15 protein-coding genes are annotated in these 17,361 nt (G+C 48.9%); 12 read left to right on the top strand and 3 right to left on the bottom strand.

The window, feature by feature from the left end:
- The 3 genes from EA14781_RS17140 to hrpB form a co-directional block, all read right to left on the bottom strand.
- Nucleotides 1–466: fimbrial protein (locus EA14781_RS17140; protein WP_042335950.1), on the bottom strand; the 466-nt coding region annotated here is incomplete at its 3' end.
- Between the two features lie 342 nt (nt 467–808).
- Nucleotides 809–3,343, bottom strand: a complete 2,535-nt coding sequence (mrcB, locus tag EA14781_RS17135) for a bifunctional glycosyl transferase/transpeptidase (RefSeq protein ID WP_000918176.1) — start codon at nt 3,341–3,343, stop codon at nt 809–811.
- Nucleotides 3,344–3,436: 93 nt separating this feature from the next.
- Nucleotides 3,437–5,866 carry an ATP-dependent helicase HrpB gene (gene hrpB, locus EA14781_RS17130; RefSeq protein WP_002430293.1) on the bottom strand — a complete coding sequence of 810 codons (2,430 nt, stop codon included), beginning with the start codon at nt 5,864–5,866 and terminating at the stop codon, nt 3,437–3,439.
- Nucleotides 5,867–5,939: 73 nt separating this feature from the next.
- Here hrpB and thpR point away from each other — a divergent pair, with 73 nt between their 5' ends.
- From thpR to EA14781_RS17070, 12 genes are all read left to right on the top strand, one after another.
- Nucleotides 5,940–6,470, top strand: coding sequence for an RNA 2',3'-cyclic phosphodiesterase (gene thpR / locus EA14781_RS17125; protein WP_001294710.1), 531 nt, complete (start codon nt 5,940–5,942; stop codon nt 6,468–6,470).
- 14 nt (nt 6,471–6,484) lie between these two features.
- On the top strand, nt 6,485–7,189 hold the full coding sequence (gene sfsA, locus EA14781_RS17120) for a DNA/RNA nuclease SfsA (protein ID WP_000394169.1): 705 nt from the start codon (nt 6,485–6,487) through the stop codon (nt 7,187–7,189).
- Nucleotides 7,190–7,366: 177 nt separating this feature from the next.
- Nucleotides 7,367–7,822, top strand: a complete 456-nt coding sequence (gene dksA, locus EA14781_RS17115) for an RNA polymerase-binding protein DksA (RefSeq protein ID WP_001155227.1) — start codon at nt 7,367–7,369, stop codon at nt 7,820–7,822.
- A gap of 66 nt (nt 7,823–7,888) precedes the next feature.
- Nucleotides 7,889–8,785 (top strand): tRNA glutamyl-Q(34) synthetase GluQRS, encoded by an 897-nt coding sequence (gene gluQRS / locus EA14781_RS17110; protein ID WP_032278907.1) that lies wholly within the window; start codon nt 7,889–7,891, stop codon nt 8,783–8,785.
- A gap of 59 nt (nt 8,786–8,844) precedes the next feature.
- A complete protein-coding gene (gene pcnB / locus EA14781_RS17105; RefSeq protein ID WP_205570410.1) occupies nt 8,845–10,242 on the top strand; it encodes a polynucleotide adenylyltransferase PcnB in 1,398 nt (465 codons plus the stop codon).
- The gene (folK, locus tag EA14781_RS17100; protein WP_000215157.1) at nt 10,239–10,718 is read left to right on the top strand and encodes a 2-amino-4-hydroxy-6-hydroxymethyldihydropteridine diphosphokinase; all 480 of its coding nucleotides are present in this window, start codon (nt 10,239–10,241) and stop codon (nt 10,716–10,718) included. Before pcnB ends, folK begins: the two co-directional genes overlap by 4 nt.
- 487 nt (nt 10,719–11,205) lie before the next feature.
- Nucleotides 11,206–11,799, top strand: a complete 594-nt coding sequence (locus EA14781_RS17095; RefSeq protein ID WP_000751943.1) for a fimbrial protein — start codon at nt 11,206–11,208, stop codon at nt 11,797–11,799.
- 86 nt (nt 11,800–11,885) lie between these two features.
- Nucleotides 11,886–12,611, top strand: coding sequence for a fimbrial chaperone (locus EA14781_RS17090; RefSeq protein ID WP_000484306.1), 726 nt, complete (start codon nt 11,886–11,888; stop codon nt 12,609–12,611).
- Nucleotides 12,612–12,651: 40 nt separating this feature from the next.
- Nucleotides 12,652–15,252: an outer membrane usher protein gene (locus EA14781_RS17085; protein ID WP_000284238.1), complete on the top strand. Its 2,601-nt coding sequence runs from the start codon at nt 12,652–12,654 to the stop codon at nt 15,250–15,252.
- A 13-nt stretch (nt 15,253–15,265) separates the two neighbouring features.
- Nucleotides 15,266–15,817 (top strand): fimbrial protein, encoded by a 552-nt coding sequence (locus tag EA14781_RS17080; protein ID WP_000821235.1) that lies wholly within the window; start codon nt 15,266–15,268, stop codon nt 15,815–15,817.
- 14 nt (nt 15,818–15,831) lie between these two features.
- Nucleotides 15,832–16,437: a fimbrial protein gene (locus EA14781_RS17075; RefSeq protein ID WP_000767888.1), complete on the top strand. Its 606-nt coding sequence runs from the start codon at nt 15,832–15,834 to the stop codon at nt 16,435–16,437.
- A gap of 20 nt (nt 16,438–16,457) precedes the next feature.
- On the top strand, nt 16,458–17,048 hold the full coding sequence (locus EA14781_RS17070) for a fimbrial-like protein (RefSeq protein WP_000882558.1): 591 nt from the start codon (nt 16,458–16,460) through the stop codon (nt 17,046–17,048).
- Nucleotides 17,049–17,361: the final 313 nt, after the last annotated feature.

Below are 17,361 nucleotides of genomic sequence, written 5' to 3'. Positions count from 1 at the left end.
TTGGAGTAATGCTCCCGGCATTATCAACATCAGTGGATGCATCGGGAACTGAACCATCAAATTTCACATCGTTAGCCCCGCCATTTTTATTTGTCACCGTAATACCCACATTTGTTGCACTGCCGGCACCAGCTTCGCTATTTTCCAGACGCAGGAAACCTGCATCCGTTGTCGTTCCAGAAAATGTCAGGTTTAGTTTGTCCACCAACGGATCGCATTTTATTAATTCAATTTTAAAATCTTTTGACGTTCCAATACTACCGTCTCCAGAATAGTCCGCTGGGTAAGTATCTGCAAAAGTGACTGTTCCCGTTGTACTGGCAGACTCGTTTACATTAATTTCGCAAGTATCGGCAACAATTTTACCGTTAAAGTTAACCACTCCGGTATCAGCAGCAAATACGCTGGTACTTACTGCAGCAATGAGACTTCCTGACGCTAACAGAGAAAGCAATTTTTTATTCATAAAAATCCCTTAATTATGAGATGACACACATGATTCCATTCCAGAGCGACTGGTCAGGGCTTAATAAATATTGATATTAAAAATATATTCACTAAGAAATATTATTTTTAGATTAGAGCAAAAAACACATTGCCTGTCTATACAAGCTGCAGTAATAAAACAATAACCACATGAATTTTAAAGTGTTATTTTTGGTTTTTTATTTTAAGAGTTTAAGGTAATAAAATATAACATAAACTAAAAATATATATTGATGGTCGCATATTCATTAAATAAATATTTATTTAATTTATCTAAATAATTTCATTACGCTCTCCGCATAAGCGGAGAGCAATTACGTTATTAATTACTACCAAACATCTCCTTGATCCAGCCAGCCACGCCGTCGCTGTCTTTCTGCTCCTGTTGAGCAGGTTGCTGTTGCGGCTGTTGCTGCGGCTGAGAAGACTGATCAAACGGATTGCCTGACGGTTGCTGCGGCATCTCACTCGGCTGGCACAGCGAATTCGGGTCGCTGGTCCAGACCGGCAAAGTACGCATACCGCCGCTGCAAACAAAGTTACCGTTGTAGTCCACGCCCATATCCACAATATCTTCTGGCGGAACAAGATTCAGCGGCGTTGGCGTCTGATTAGCCAGATAACGCTGGTAAATCGACATTGCGCCACTGGCGCCATACAGTTTTGTCGGCTGGTTGTTATCACGGCCTACCCAGGTAATGGTCACCGTGCTGCCATCAATCCCGGCAAACCAGGTATCAACGTTGTTGTTGGTGGTACCCGTTTTCCCTGCCAGATGCAGATTGGGATATTTCGCGCCAAGCTGACGACCCGTACCGCGTTGTACAACCTGCTGCATGGTCCACAGCGTCAGATACGCCGCCTGCGCCGGAACAGCACGTTCCGCCTGCGGGAAGCTCTGATACAGCACCTTGCCGTCTTCCGCGATTACCGAACGCAGCGCAGAAAGCGGTGCGCGGTTACCGCCGCTGGCGATGGTCTGGAACGCTTGCGCCACTTCAATTGGCGTCAGGTTCAGCGCTCCCAGTAACATAGCCGGAACTGGATTTAGCTGATCTTTCGGCACCCCCAGTTTGATCCAGGTCTCCGTAACCGCAGGCAGCCCCAGCGCCATCCCCAGATTCACCGTCGGCACGTTCATCGAACGGGTCAGCGCATCCACCAGCATCACTCTGCCGCTTTCGCTATAGCGACGGTCATCATTCTGTGGTGACCAGACCTGACCATTCGACAGACGCAGTGCAATCGGTGTATCAGCAATCCACGTATTCAGGCGATAAATTTTCGGCTGACTTAATGCTGTCAGATAAGTCGCCGGTTTTGCCAGTGAACCAATCGAACGACGCGCCTGCATCGCACGGTTGTAACCCGCAAACTGCGGTTCCGAACCACCGACCATCGCGCGAACTTCACCGCTAAAACGGTCGACGACCACAATCGCGGTTTCCAGATCGCTCAACTTACGCTGTTTCTTCAGCGCCGGAATACCTTCCACGGCGGCTTTTTCTGCCGCGTCCTGTGCGACAGAGTCAAAGGTAGTGAAGATCTTCACGCCAGAGAGATCTTTCACCTTATCGCCCAGTTTCGCCTGTAACTCCTGACGCACCAGTTGCATAAAGGCTGGCTGTGGAGAAATCACCCCGCCACGCGGCTGTACGCCCAGTGGACGCGCACTCAGCATGTCGTAGAGTTCTTGATCAATAATTTGTTGCTGTTGCAGCAAACGCAGCACCAGATTACGTCGCTCCAGCGCTAGTTTCGGGTTACGCCACGGGTTATAGATCGACGCGCCTTTCACCATGCCGACTAACAGCGCCTGCTGATCAAGACTCAACTCTTCTACCGGACGGCCAAAGTAGTACAGGCTTGCCAGTGGGAAGCCACGGATTTCGTTGTCGCCGCTCTGACCGAGATACACCTCGTTCATATACAGCTCAAGAATGCGGTCCTTGCTATAACGCGCATCCATGATCAACGCCATGTAGGCTTCATTCGCTTTACGCCAGTAAGAACGCTCGCTGGACAGGAACAGGTTTTTCACCAGTTGCTGGGTCAGCGTACTCGCCCCTTGCACTGTGCGCCCGGCAGTCAGGTTTGCCAGCACCGCACGCCCGATGGAGTAGAGGCTGATGCCATCATGCTCGTAGAAATGACGGTCTTCTGTCGCCAGCAAGGTATCTACCAGCAGATCCGGGAAACCACTGCGCGGCACAAACAAGCGCTGTTCGCCGTTTGGCGAGGAGATCATGGTGATCAGGCGTGGATCAAGACGGAAGAAACCGAACTGACGGTTGTTCTCCATATTGACGATAGTCGCCAGATGATCGCCATCAAAGGTCAGACGCGCGCGCACCTGCCCTTCTTTACTGTCCGGGAAATCAAACGGACGGCGGATCATCTCAATGCTGTTTGCCTGCACGGTAAACTCGCCAGGACGGGTCATTTTCGACACCTGACGATACTGCGTGGCTTCCAGCAGTTTCACCATCTCATTCTTGCTGATGGTCATATCTGGCTCAAGGTTGACCATCCGGCCATAAACCGCAGCAGGCAATTGCCAGACTTTGCCATCAATTCGGCTGCGAATTTTTTGATCGAGATAAACACCGTAAATGGCAATCAGCACGGCAAAAACGATAGCCAGTTTTAGCAACAGCCATAACCAGCCGCGTTTGCCACGAGGCTTACGCCCTTTGCCTTTGCCCTTACCTTTGCGCGGCATCGGTTCTTCATCCTCATAGTCATCATAATCGTCGTAATCATCGTCATCTTCGTAACGACGACGGCTTACCTTTTGTTTGACTGGACGCGTCGGTTTTCCTTTGCGTCCAATTGGCTCGCGGTCATTCCCGGCCATGCTTTTTCTCCGCAATATTCAGGCGCAAAAGCCCGATTTTCCATTCTCCTGTGACAAAACAGAAGAAGATATCTCTCAAATTCGGTTTGGTTTTCACGAATACTTTTTCGTCCGTCGCGTCGGTGCGGTATTTGCCGGGTCATCCGGCCAGACGTGTTTGGGATAGCGTCCTTTCATCTCTTTTTGCACCTCGCGGTACGCTCCTTGCCAGAAAGCGCTTAAATCACGCGTGATCTGCAACGGCCTTTGCGCGGGTGAAAGTAGTTCCAGCACCAGCGGCACGCGCCCCTGGGCGATAGTCGGATTAGTCACCTCGCCAAACATCTCCTGCATTCTCACCGCCAGCGCTGGCGGGTTATCTTCATGATAACGAATGGCGATCCGGCTTCCCGTCGGCACAGTGTAATGCGCAGGCAATTCACTATCCAGACGTTGCTGCATACCCCAATCGAGCAATCCGCGCAGGGCCTGGTAAACATCAAGCGATTTCAAACCACGCAATGAATGTACGCCGCTCATATGCGGCAACAACCACATTTCCAGCAATGCCAGTAAACTCGCGTCATCGACCATTGGCCAGTTATATTCCGGTAACCATTTCGCTGCACACATCAAACGCAAGCGTAGCTGTTCCGCCTCAGGCGTCCAGTTAAGCACGCTTAATCCTTTGTCACGAATACCGTTGAGTATCGCCTGATGCAGCTCATCTTCCGAAGGTTTTGCCAACGGTTGCACTTTTACCGTGAGCTGACCAATCTGTTGTCGCCGCCAGGCTTTCAGCGTACCTTGCACGTCGTCCCACTCAACGGTATCGGATTGCTGTATTAATTGTGGACAGCGTTGCACCAACTCATCTATGTCGACAGACAGCGCCAGTAAAATCCGCGCATCCGGCGAGGCGCTACCCTGCAATAATAACGGCGCAATCAGCCATTCGTAGCGGTTTAACGCATCGTCGGCGTCCAGCATCGCCCCCATGCCATTTGCCAGTTGATAGCGACCATCTTGTCCACGGCGACGGGCAATACGGTCGGCAAACGCCTGGGCGAGTAGCGGGGCGATAAGCGAACTGTCGGCCTCGCCGTCGCGTACATTTAAACGCTTTAATAGTTGCTGACTGCGTTGCTGCCAGGAAGGTTGATTACGTGAGAATAGCGCCCCCAGATCGCAACTTCCCATCCGTGGCGGCTCTTCGAGAATGGCGGCAATTTTTGCGGCGGTAGCCGCTTCGTCGTCGCTCTTCGCGCTCACCAACATTGTCGCTAAACGCGGATCGTTACCCAGCGTCGCCATTTTTTGCCCCCTGACGCTCAGCCGTTCGCCGTCCAGCGCCCCCAGCATCCGTAACAGACGTTTTGCGGCCTGTAAATTCACCGCAGGCGGTTGATCCAGCCAGTTCATCTGTGTCGGATCGTGACATCCCCATTGCAGCAGCTCTAGCAGCAGGCCGGAAAGATCGCTTTGTAAGATCTCCGGTTCACTTTGCGCGGTGGCGCGTTCTGCTTGTTCTTTGGCGATTAAATGCAGGCAAATACCGGGCTCCAGACGCCCGGCGCGCCCGGCACGTTGTGTCATCGACGCCTGACTGACTCGCTGGGTAATTAATCGGGTAAGACCGGTACGCGAGTCAAAGCGCGCTACCCGTTCCAGAGCGCAGTCCACCACCAGACGAATGCCTTCAATGGTTAAACTGGTTTCGGCAATATTGGTCGCCAGCACCACTTTGCGCATTCCTTGCGGTGCGGGAAGAATCGCTTTTCGCTGATCGTTCAGCGACAACGCGCCATACAGCGGGCAAAGCAGCACATCACTGCCGATGCGCGAGGCCAGTTGCTCCTGAACGCGCTGTATTTCCCCGACGCCGGGTAGAAACAGCAACAGCGATCCCTCTTCCTGACGCAGTAATTCGGCGGTAGCGACCGCGACAGCTTCATCAAAACGTTGATGGGCAGGCAGCGATAAATAGCGACGTTCCACCGGATACGAACGCCCTTCGGAAACAACAACGGGCGCTTCTGGCAACATCTGTTGCAAGCGGTCGTTATCCAGCGTAGCCGACATAATCAGCAGCTTTAAGTCATCGCGCAGACCTTGTTGCACATCAAGTAACAGCGCCAGCGCCAAATCTGCCTGCAAACTGCGCTCATGAAATTCATCGAGGATCACCAGACCGACACCGTTCAGTTCCGGGTCGCGCTGGATCATGCGCGTCAGCACGCCTTCGGTGACCACTTCCAGACGAGTATTCGGCCCGACGCAGTTTTGCGCACGCATCCGGTAGCCAACCGTGTCGCCGGGCTTTTCGTTAAGCAGCTCCGCCAGGCGTTGCGCAACGTTACGCGCCGCCAGTCGACGTGGCTCCAGCAAAATGATTTTCCCGTCAATGCCGGAATGTGCCAGCAGTTGCAGCGGCAGCCAGGTTGATTTCCCGGCCCCGGTCGGCGCACTTAATAACACCTGCGGCGCACAATCGAGGGCAGCAAGTAACTCAGGTAAGACGGCAGCAACGGGCAACGACGACACAAAACGCTCCAGAGGGTTAACATTCTTCGCGTCACATTGTAGCATCGCGATAATTCATAACCGAGTGTCTTACATGTCTGAACCGCAACGGCTATTCTTTGCTATCGATTTACCTGCTGAAGTCCGCGAGCAAATAATCCACTGGCGCGCCGCACAGTTTCCGCCAGACGCGGGGCGTCCGGTTGCCGCCGAGAATTTGCATCTGACGTTGGCGTTTTTAGGCGAGGTGAGCGCAGAGAAAGAGAAAGCGCTGTCGTTACTGGCCGGACGGATCCGTCAACCGGGTTTTACATTAACGCTGGATGATGCAGGCCAATGGTTGCGTTCACGCGTGGTGTGGTTGGGCATGCGCCAGCCGCCGCGCGGCTTAATACAACTGGCGAATATGCTCCGTTCGCAAGCAGCACGCAGTGGTTGTTTTCAAAGCAATCGCCCTTTTCATCCACATATCACCTTATTGCGCGATGCCAGCGAAGCGGTGACCATTCCGCCGCCAGGCTTTAACTGGTCGTATACGGTGACAGAGTTCACCCTTTATGCCTCCTCGTTTGCTCGTGGGCGCACACGCTACACGCCGCTAAAACGCTGGACTCTGGCGCAATAACAAGGATTGTCGCAATGGAATTTTTCCCTCCACTACAACGCGCTACGCTAATCCAGCGTTACAAACGCTTTTTAGCCGATGTGATCACACCCGATGGTCGTGAGTTAACGCTACACTGCCCGAATACTGGCGCAATGACCGGTTGTGCGACGCCAGGCGATACTGTCTGGTATTCAACTTCCGACAATACAAAACGGAAATACCCGCACACCTGGGAATTAACCCAAAGCCAAAGCGGTGCATTTATTTGCGTTAATACACTGTGGGCCAACAGGTTGACGAAAGAGGCTATCCTTGATGGGGAAATTTCGGAGCTGTCAGGCTATAGCTCGCTGAAAAGCGAAGTAAAATACGGCGCCGAACGCAGCCGCATTGATTTCATGTTAAAGGCGGATTCGCGTCCAGACTGCTATATTGAAGTGAAATCGGTTACGTTAGCGGAGAATGAACAGGGATTCTTTCCCGATGCGGTCACTGAAAGAGGTCAGAAACACCTTCGGGAGTTGATGAACGTAGCGGCTGAAGGCCAGCGAGCGGTTATCTTTTTTGCCGTGCTGCATTCAGCCATTACACGGTTTTCACCCGCGCGCCACATCGATGAGAAATACGCGCAACTATTGTCAGAAGCTCAACAGAAGGGGGTAGAAATTCTGGCTTATAAAGCGGAACTTTCTGCCAAAGGTATGACTCTTAAAAAATCACTGCCCGTTACACTGTAGTAGAGTAAGTAACTGGTTAATTTACATTCTGGTCGCGTGCGCAAATACGCTTTTCCTCACACAGTTGTCAAGTGTTACGTTTAGATAATTGCTATCCGGAAAAGCATCTGCTATTTATAGCGGCCTCATTTTTCCCCCGAACATGGGGATCGATAGTGCGTGTTAAGGAGAAGCAACATGCAAGAAGGGCAAAACCGTAAAACATCGTCCCTGAGTATTCTCGCCATCGCTGGGGTGGAGCCATATCAGGAGAAGCCGGGCGAAGAGTATATGAACGAAGCCCAGCTGGCGCACTTCCGTCGTATTCTGGAAGCATGGCGTAATCAACTCAGGGATGAAGTCGATCGCACCGTTACACATATGCAGGATGAAGCGGCCAACTTCCCGGACCCGGTAGACCGTGCAGCCCAGGAAGAAGAGTTCAGCCTCGAACTGCGTAACCGCGATCGTGAGCGCAAGCTGATCAAAAAGATCGAAAAGACGCTGAAAAAAGTGGAAGACGAAGATTTCGGCTACTGCGAATCCTGTGGTGTCGAAATTGGTATTCGTCGTCTGGAAGCGCGTCCGACAGCCGATCTGTGCATCGACTGCAAAACGCTGGCTGAAATTCGCGAAAAACAGATGGCTGGCTAATTACAGCCGTTTCATCACGTTTACCACAGGCGGGAAATGCTCCCGCCTTATTTTTTGTTCAAAGAGATGACTGACACACACTATATTGGCCGCTTCGCTCCCTCTCCTTCCGGCGAGCTCCATTTTGGTTCTCTGATTGCCGCACTCGGCAGCTATTTGCAGGCACGCGCGCAAAAAGGTCGCTGGCTGGTACGCATTGAAGATATCGACCCGCCTCGTGAAGTTCCCGGTGCCGCAGAAACTATTCTGCGCCAGCTGGAACATTACGGTCTGCTCTGGGACGGCGACGTTCTTTGGCAATCCCAGCGTCACGATGCCTATCGCGAAGCACTCGTCTGGCTACACGAGCAAGGGCTAAGTTATTATTGCACCTGTACACGAGCGCGAATTCACAGTATTGGCGGTATTTACGATGGTCATTGCCGTGAATTACATCATGACCCAGAAAACGCGGCTGTACGCATTCGGCAATTACATCCGGTTACGCAGTTTACCGATCAGTTGCGCGGTATCATCCACGCCGACGAAAAACTGGCACGGGAAGACTTCATTATCCATCGCCGTGATGGTTTGTTTGCCTACAACCTGGCGGTGGTTGTTGACGATCACTTTCAGGGCGTGACAGAAATTGTCCGTGGTGCGGATTTGATTGAACCAACGGTACGGCAAATCTCGCTGTACCAGCTTTTTGGCTGGCAAGTGCCGGATTACATTCATTTACCGCTGGCGCTTAACGCACAAGGCGCTAAACTTTCCAAGCAGAATCATGCGCCTGCGTTACCAAAAGGCGATCCGCGCCCGGTGCTAATTGAAGCGCTACGGTTTCTGGGTCAACAGACACAAGCACATTGGCAGGATTACAGCGTTGAGCAAATCCTCCAGTCAGCCGTCAAAAACTGGGCGCTGACTGCGGTGCCGGAGTCGGCAATTGTAAATTCAACATTCTCAAATGCGTCATGCTGAGCTATGATTAGCCGCTATTTTTTTGTCCTGAATGATGTTTGACACTACCGAGGTGTACTATTTTTACCCGAGTCGCTAATTTTTGCCGCAAGGTGCTAAGCCGCGAGGAGAGCGAGGCTGAACAGGCAGTCGCCCGTCCACAGGTGACGGTGATCCCGCGTGAGCAGCATGCTATTTCCCGCAAAGATATCAGTGAAAACGCCCTGAAGGTAATGTACAGGCTCAATAAAGCGGGATACGAAGCCTGGCTGGTTGGCGGCGGCGTACGCGACCTGTTACTTGGCAAAAAGCCGAAAGATTTTGACGTGACCACTAACGCCACGCCAGAGCAGGTACGCAAACTGTTCCGTAACTGTCGTCTGGTAGGTCGCCGTTTCCGTCTCGCCCACGTGATGTTTGGCCCGGAAATTATCGAAGTTGCCACTTTCCGCGGACATCACGAAGGCAACGTCAGCGATCGCACCACCTCCCAGCGCGGGCAAAATGGTATGTTGCTGCGCGACAACATTTTCGGTTCCATCGAAGAAGACGCCCAGCGCCGCGATTTCACTATCAACAGCCTGTATTACAGCGTGGCGGATTTTACCGTTCGCGATTACGTTGGCGGCATGAAGGATCTGAAAGACGGCGTTATCCGTCTGATTGGTAACCCGGAAACGCGCTACCGTGAAGATCCGGTACGGATGCTGCGCGCGGTACGTTTTGCCGCCAAGCTGCACATGCGCATTAGCCCGGAAACCGCAGAGCCGATCCCACGCCTGGCTACCCTGCTGAACGATATTCCTCCAGCGCGTCTGTTTGAAGAGTCACTCAAACTGTTGCAAGCGGGTTATGGTTACGAAACCTATAAACTGCTGTGTGAATATCATCTGTTCCAGCCACTGTTCCCGACCATTACCCGTTACTTTACGGAAAATGGCGACAGTCCAATGGAGCGAATCATTGAGCAGGTCCTGAAAAACACCGATACGCGTATTCATAATGATATGCGCGTTAATCCGGCGTTCCTGTTTGCCGCCATGTTCTGGTATCCACTGCTGGAAACGGCACAGAAAATCGCCCAGGAAAGCGGCCTGACTTATCATGACGCTTTCGCGCTGGCGATGAACGATGTGCTGGACGAAGCCTGCCGTTCGCTGGCGATACCGAAACGTCTGACTACGCTAACCCGCGATATCTGGCAGCTGCAATTGCGTATGTCCCGCCGTCAGGGTAAACGCGCCTGGAAATTACTGGAACATCCGAAGTTCCGCGCAGCCTACGATCTGCTGGCACTGCGTGCTGAAGTGGAGCGTAACGCTGAATTGCAACGCCTGGCGAAATGGTGGGGTGAGTTCCAGGTCTCCGCGCCGCCAGACCAGAAAGGGATGCTCAACGAGCTGGATGAAGAACCGTCACCACGTCGTCGTACTCGTCGTCCGCGCAGACGCGCGCCACGTCGCGAGGGCACCGCATGACGGTGGCTTATATTGCCATTGGCAGCAATCTGGCCTCTCCGCTGGAGCAGGTCAATGCTGCCGTAAAAGCATTAGCTGATATTCCCGAAAGTCGCATTCTCGCCGTCTCTTCGTTTTACCGCACCCCCCCTCTGGGTCCGCAGGATCAACCCGATTATCTGAACGCAGCCGTAGCGCTGGAAACAACTCTCGCACCAGAAGAGTTACTTAACCATACACAGCGTATTGAGCTACAGCAGGGACGTGTGCGCAAAGCCGAACGCTGGGGGCCGCGTACGCTCGATCTCGACATTATGCTGTTTGGTGATGCAGTGATAAATACCGAACGCCTGACTGTTCCGCATTACGATATGAAGAATCGCGGTTTTATGCTGTGGCCGCTGTTTGAGATTGCGCCTGAGCTGATGTTTCCTGATGGTGATTCTTTACAGAAGATACTTATTGAGTCAGATGCTTCCAGACCTGAACTTTGGTAAAGCGCGGTATAACAGAACAATCTAATCATACTCCACGTTGCTTATGATGCTGATACAACGTGTCCATATATACAAATCTCAAGTAATATCTTCGGGATAAATAAGATTCTCGTCTCAATCAGACGAGATAACTAAAACGTCTCTTCAAGAAACTTATCTTTGTTTTAACATTTCTTGCATCTAAAACCGTCAACTCCATTAACGGCCACAAAAAAGTTATTTGTTATAATAACTTAAAAATCAAACTATTCCATGTTATATATTCTTAATTCGTCTTTTAAAAAATATAAATTGACACAACAAACAATAATCACAACATATGAATCACCTATTTTTTCGCCATATTTAAATCATAAAACCAAAAACCAATAAAATTAATTCATATATTCAGTTCGGCAATAACTCCCCCCCTCTTACATTATGTCAATGCTTTCAGTAATGTTCCTCCGCCGAATTAATACTTCAATTTTTTGTAAGGATACGTTTCATGAAAAAAACACTGCTCGCAGCCATCCTGGTTTTGTCTTCCGGTTCAGCCCTGGCTGTTGATGGCGGCCATATCGATTTTAACGGTATGGTACAGTCCGGCACCTGTAAAGTTGGTGTAGTTGATACAGGTATGCACGGCATCAGCACTGATGGCGTAGTTACCCTGGATACTGCGAACGTAACGGATAACTTTGCTGAAGTAAGCGCAACAGCTGTCGGCTTATTGCCGAAAGAGTTCATGATTGCTGTTGATTGTGTACCAGGTAAGACCACCGCGGCTTTGACCATGGGTTCAGCTAGCTATGCGAACACCAGCGGTACTCTGAATAACAATACAAACATCACTATTAACGGTATTCAGCCGGCTAAGAACGTGAATATTGCTGTTCATAATATGAAAAATAACTCTGGCGCTGCTGAAATTAAACAAATCCATATGAACAATTCTTCTGAAGTCCAGGAATTAACATTGGATGCAGATGGTAACGGTCAGTATGTGTTTAACGCCTCTTATGTTAAAGCACCAAATAGCCCGGCGGTTACTGAAGGTCATGTAACAACTAACGCACTGTACACTATTACTTATCCTTAATTAATGGTGAGTTGAGTATAAGGTTTGCCATCGGGCAAACCTTATTTTCACTAACTTTATCTTCCCACTAACAGCAAGGAGTGCTTATGTTTCCCTTGGTAAAAAAAACGATTAGTGCATTATTTATTAGTACTCTGTTAACCAGTGCTCCGGCATTCGCTGACATTATTATTTCCGGGACTCGTATCATCTATAACTCTGATAAAAAAGATGTCAACGTTCGTCTTGAAAATAAAGGGAACCGTCCTTTACTGATTCAGAACTGGTTGGATACTGGCGATGACAATGTCGATCCCAGCCAGATTAAAGTCCCGTTTACCGCTACGCCACCTGTTTCACGCGTTGAGCCAAAACGTGGGCAAACCGTAAAAGTGATGTTTACCGGTGCAACAGATCTCCCTAAAGACCGGGAAAGCGTCTACTGGTTTAACGTGCTGGAAGTGCCCCCCAAGCCAAAAGATGCTAAGACCGACAAAAACTTATTACAACTGGCTTTCCGCACCCGCATCAAACTCTTTTATCGCCCGAGCGGCTTACAGGGCGAACCTGCTGAAGCGCCAGCGAAAATCACCTGGAAATTAAATAACGCGCAATTGCTGGCGAATAATCCAACGCCTTATTACGTATCGTTTAATGACATCACTCTGGAAAGCGCCGGCAAGAACTACAAAGTCGATTCCAGTATGGTCGCACCTTTCAGCCAGGCAAGCTTTAGTGTAACCGGTCAGCCAGGAAGCGTTTCATCAGGAAAAGTGAACTACAAAGCGATTAACGACTTTGGCGGCAACATCGACGGTTCCGCAACATTCTAAAAATAAACGGATTTTCTTTAACATTGCCAGGAATGCAACCTTGTACCAGTTTACTCATCAAAAAAGTCGTATACCGAAAAAAACGCTACTTGCGGCCTGTTGTGCCCTCTTTTATAGCAACTGCGGTGCAGCAGCAGATACTGTGGAATATGACAGCTCCTTTTTAATGGGATCTGGCGCATCAACTATTGATGTTAAACGTTACGCTCAAGGTAACCCGACACCACCGGGCCTCTATAATGCTCGCGTATTTGTAAACGGCCAACCCATATCCAGTTTAGAAATTCCGTTTGTGGATATTGGTGAAAACAGCGCGGCGGCCTGTATTACCCACAAAAATCTGGCACAGTTACACATTAAGCAACCAGAACACCCTGTCACCTTGCTTGCAAGAGAAGGTGATGAGGAAGATTGTTTGAACCTGGAGAAATCATTCGCTCAGGCTGACATTCACTTTGATGGAAGCGACCAGTTTCTCAATCTAACAATTCCTCAGGCCTATGTCCTGAAGAACTATGGCGGTTATGTCGATCCCTCGTTGTGGGAGTCGGGGATTAACGCAGCCACGCTGTCATATTCACTGAATGCCTATCACACAAGTTCAGATGACAACGACAATGACAGTGTCTATGGTGCTTTAAACTCGGGTATCAATTTAGGGGCCTGGCACTTTCGTGCACGCGGTAACTATAACTGGACGAAAGAGAGTGGCAGTCATTTCGATTTCCAGGATCGTTACTTACAACGAGACATTCCGGCAATGCGTTCACAGGTAATCATGGGGGACTCCTATACTACCGGTGAAACATTTGACTCTGTCAACGTTCGTGGTATTCGCCTGTACAGTGATAGCCGGATGCTGCCTTCCGCACTGGCCAGTTACGCCCCAACCATACGTGGAGTAGCAAACTCCAACGCCAAAGTCACGGTGACTCAGAGCGGGTATAAAATCTATGAAACCACCGTTCCACCCGGTGAGTTTGTTATAGACGATGTCAGCCCATCAGGCTTTGGTAGTGAGCTAATTGTAACTATCGAAGAAGCTGATGGTTCAAAACGCACGTTTACTCAACCCTTCTCCTCCGTTGTACAAATGCAACGCCCTGGAGTGGGCCGTTGGGACTTCAGTGCCGGTAAAGTCATTGATGATGGTCTGCGTTCCGAACCCAACATGGGGCAAACCTCTTTTTACTATGGCTTGAACAACTTTTTCACGGGTTATACCGGCATTCAGTTCACTGATAATGACTATATCGCCGGATTGCTGGGTCTTGGTATTAACACTGGCATCGGTGCCTTTGCCGTTGACGTTACCCATTCCCGTACTCAAATCCCGGATGATAAAACCTATCAGGGGCAAAGTTATCGCGTCACCTGGAACAAGCTCTTTGAAGATACCGGAACGTCATTTAACCTCGCAGCTTACCGCTACTCCACCCAGGATTATCTGGGTCTACATGATGCGTTAGTTCTGATTGATGACGCCAAACATTTGTCTGCCGATGAAGAAAAAAACACCATGCAGACATACTCGCGTATGAAGAACCAATTTACCGTCAGTATTAACCAGCCGCTGAATATCGCTTATGAGGACTATGGTTCGTTATTTATTTCCGGTAGCTGGACGGATTATTGGGCCGCAAACGATAGCAGAACAGAATATAACATTGGCTACAGTAAAAGTGTTTCGTGGGGTAGCTTCAGCGTCAACCTACAGCGTAGCTGGAATGAAAATGGCGATAAAGATGACGCAATGTATATCAGCGTTAGCGTTCCTATTGAAAATATTTTCGGTGGTAAACGTAAGTCTTCCGGTTTCCGTAATGTAAATACTCAGCTCAATACCGATTTTGATGGCTCACATCAGTTAAATATTAATAGTTCAGGTAGTAGCGAAAGTAATCTCGTGAATTACAGCGTCAATACCGGTTATAGTCTGGATAAAAACACCAGTGATATAGCCTCCGTAGGTGGCTATATCAATTATGAATCTGGATTAGGCGGCCTTTCCGCTTCGGCCTCTGCCACTTCCGATAATAGTCAACAGTATTCTATTTCAACTGATGGCGGCTTTATATTACATGGCGGTGGGCTGACGTTCACTAACAACAGTTTCAGCAATAACGATACGTTGGTATTAATTAAAGCTCCAGGAGCGAAAGGTGCGCGACTCAATAACAGTAATAATGAAATCGATCGCTGGGGATATGCAGTGACATCCTCTGTCAGTCCATACCGTGAAAACAGGGTTGGTCTGAACATTGAAACAATGGAAAACGATGTAGAACTCAAAAGTACCAGTGCTACCACCGTACCTCGTAGCGGCTCCATTGTTCTAACCCGTTTTGAAACGGATCAGGGACGCTCAGCCGTGTTGAATATTACTGCCAATAATGGCAAAGCGATTCCATTTGCCGCAGAGGTTTACCAGAATGAAATAATGATAGGCAGTATGGGACAAGGTGGCCAGGCATTTGTACGTGGTATTAACGATAATGGGGAATTAACAGTTAGCTGGTTTGAAAACAACCAAACCATGCACTGCAAATTACATTATCAACTCCCTGTCCAGCCACAAACATTGGGAAATACAAACACCTTATTACTTAACGATCTTATCTGTCAGGTAGCAAATCATTAATATGGAAAATTATATGAAAAGGATAATAATAACATCCGCATTAATCGGCCTGGTTTTTCCCATGGTTAGTACTGCAACAAATCTTGATGTCGATTTTACAGCCACCGTATTAGCCACCACCTGTACGATAGCCATTGAACAAGATGACGGCCCTGTAGTGACCAATGGTGGGAACGATGAATATAGCCTGATAATTCCTGATGTTGGACTTGATAAAGTTGTTACGGGTGCCCCCTCCGCTGAAGCCAACTTTAAATTAGTCGCCACCGGTTGTAGTAATGAACTCTCAAAAATTTATACAAGGCTAACAGGAACAACTATTTCAGGTAAGTTGATTGTTAATGAAGCAAACGCTGGCGCTGCCGGTATTGGCATGGGAATTAAGCGTAGAGGTACTGCTGATTCAACCTTCTTCTCCCCCAATAATACCGACAGATTTGAATGGAGCAACGATGAGAAGTCTCACTGTGTACCACTGACCGTCGCACTACGTGAAACAACGGTGGGATCGGGACGCACCGGTACATTTCAGGCTAAAGCCACCTTTAACTTCACCTATGAATAGCAGGGACAGCCACCATGAAATTAAAAGCCATAGCTACACTAATTGCGATTGTTGCAGTGGGCACAAACTTTTGTACCAATTTCACTTATGCAGGTACACCTTCAGCCTCTTTAACCGTTAACAGTAACCTTACCATGGGCACCTGCACTGCTAAGATACTCAATTCCAGCGATACTGAGATTAATATCGTTGCCTTTAACGATGTTTATATTTCTGAGCTGGCAGCTAAAAGCAAAGTACAAAAATTTAAAATTCGCTTTAGCAATTGTTCCGGTCTTCCACAAAATAGTGCCCAAGTAGTATTAGCTCCTAGAGGGATAAACTGCGCGGGTTCTAACTCCAATTCTTCTGGTTTCGCCAACAAACTATTCGGTACAGGAGCCGCTGGCAGAACCGCAGTGGAAGTATGGACAACCGATACGCCAGAAGGGAATGGCAGTGCACAGTTCAATTGTTATCTCAGAAACGTGATGACAGTCAATCTTCCAACAGACACCACGACACAGCCATTTGACTACAAGTTAAGTGCACGGATGACTGTTGCTGAAGGCAGAACAACTGCTGATGTCACGCCGGGTGAGTTTCTCTCTCCCACAACTTTTACGATAACTTACCAATAAGTGCAGATAAGGATATTAGAATGCTATGCAGGCATCATAAATTCATACGCCTTTTGGGTCTGGCAACTGTCTTTATTACACCTTTCAGCAATGCCGGTCAGGATATCGATCTTACCGCACAGATTGTGGCTAGCACCTGTCAGGTTGAAATCAGTAACAATGGCGTGGTGGATCTCGGTACTGTGACGCTGGACTATTTTGCTGACAATGTTACACCGACGACAGATTATAGCGGCGGCAAAACATTTAACGTGAATATTGTCTCTTGCGATAATATTCAGACTACGCAATCGCAAATAAAATTAGATTTTCAGCCGCAGTCGGGTTCACTCGCGCAAGTGAATAATCAAATCTTCAGCAATGAATATGAACAACAATCTACCGGAGCTAAAAACGTCGGTATTGTGATATTTTCGACACAATCCAATGAACAAACATTTAATGTGAGGAAAACTGACGGAAGTTCTCAAGCTATCTATTCGGTAGCCTCGGGTAATCTTATTCCTTCAATCTGGACATTCTATTCCCGAATGCAGCGAGTTAATAATGCCCTTCCTCCCGAATCGGGCATGGTGAGAAGCCAGGTTATTGTTAACGTCTCTTACGAATAATAAGGATGGTTATGCAAAAGAAAAACAACAGACTGTTAATTAACTTATGCAGTATAATACTGTTATTTTTTATATCGTCACGGTATACGTTAGCTAATGAATGTTACATAGAGCGTAATGCTTCAGGGCCATATGAAATGACGATAACCCCAACTCCCTTCAATATACAAACACAAATGGTTACGACACCATCAGAAATAGCCTTCGCGGTCTGGGATGTCCATATTGACCTTCGGGGCGATAAGATTGGATGTAAATCCTTAGGCAGTGGCACAAGTTCGGTACATTTTATTAATACTGCGGAAGCCAGGTG

Source organism: Escherichia albertii NBRC 107761 = DSM 17582, assembly GCF_000759775.1.
Classification (GTDB): Bacteria; Pseudomonadota; Gammaproteobacteria; order Enterobacterales; family Enterobacteriaceae; genus Escherichia; species Escherichia albertii.
Note: the sequence above shows the minus strand (reverse complement) of the source record. Positions and strands in the feature narration are given on the sequence as shown.

Excerpts from the sequence above, each read along its gene's own strand:
- mrcB (WP_000918176.1), bottom strand. The coding sequence starts at position 3,343 with ATGGCCGGGAATGACCGCGAGCCAATTGGACGCAAAGGAAAACCGACG.
- thpR (WP_001294710.1), top strand. The coding sequence starts at position 5,940 with ATGTCTGAACCGCAACGGCTATTCTTTGCTATCGATTTACCTGCTGAA.
- sfsA (WP_000394169.1), top strand. The coding sequence starts at position 6,485 with ATGGAATTTTTCCCTCCACTACAACGCGCTACGCTAATCCAGCGTTAC.
- dksA (WP_001155227.1), top strand. The coding sequence starts at position 7,367 with ATGCAAGAAGGGCAAAACCGTAAAACATCGTCCCTGAGTATTCTCGCC.
- gluQRS (WP_032278907.1), top strand. The coding sequence starts at position 7,889 with ATGACTGACACACACTATATTGGCCGCTTCGCTCCCTCTCCTTCCGGC.
- folK (WP_000215157.1), top strand. The coding sequence starts at position 10,239 with ATGACGGTGGCTTATATTGCCATTGGCAGCAATCTGGCCTCTCCGCTG.
- EA14781_RS17095 (WP_000751943.1), top strand. The coding sequence starts at position 11,206 with ATGAAAAAAACACTGCTCGCAGCCATCCTGGTTTTGTCTTCCGGTTCA.
- EA14781_RS17090 (WP_000484306.1), top strand. The coding sequence starts at position 11,886 with ATGTTTCCCTTGGTAAAAAAAACGATTAGTGCATTATTTATTAGTACT.
- EA14781_RS17080 (WP_000821235.1), top strand. The coding sequence starts at position 15,266 with ATGAAAAGGATAATAATAACATCCGCATTAATCGGCCTGGTTTTTCCC.
- EA14781_RS17075 (WP_000767888.1), top strand. The coding sequence starts at position 15,832 with ATGAAATTAAAAGCCATAGCTACACTAATTGCGATTGTTGCAGTGGGC.
- EA14781_RS17070 (WP_000882558.1), top strand. The coding sequence starts at position 16,458 with ATGCTATGCAGGCATCATAAATTCATACGCCTTTTGGGTCTGGCAACT.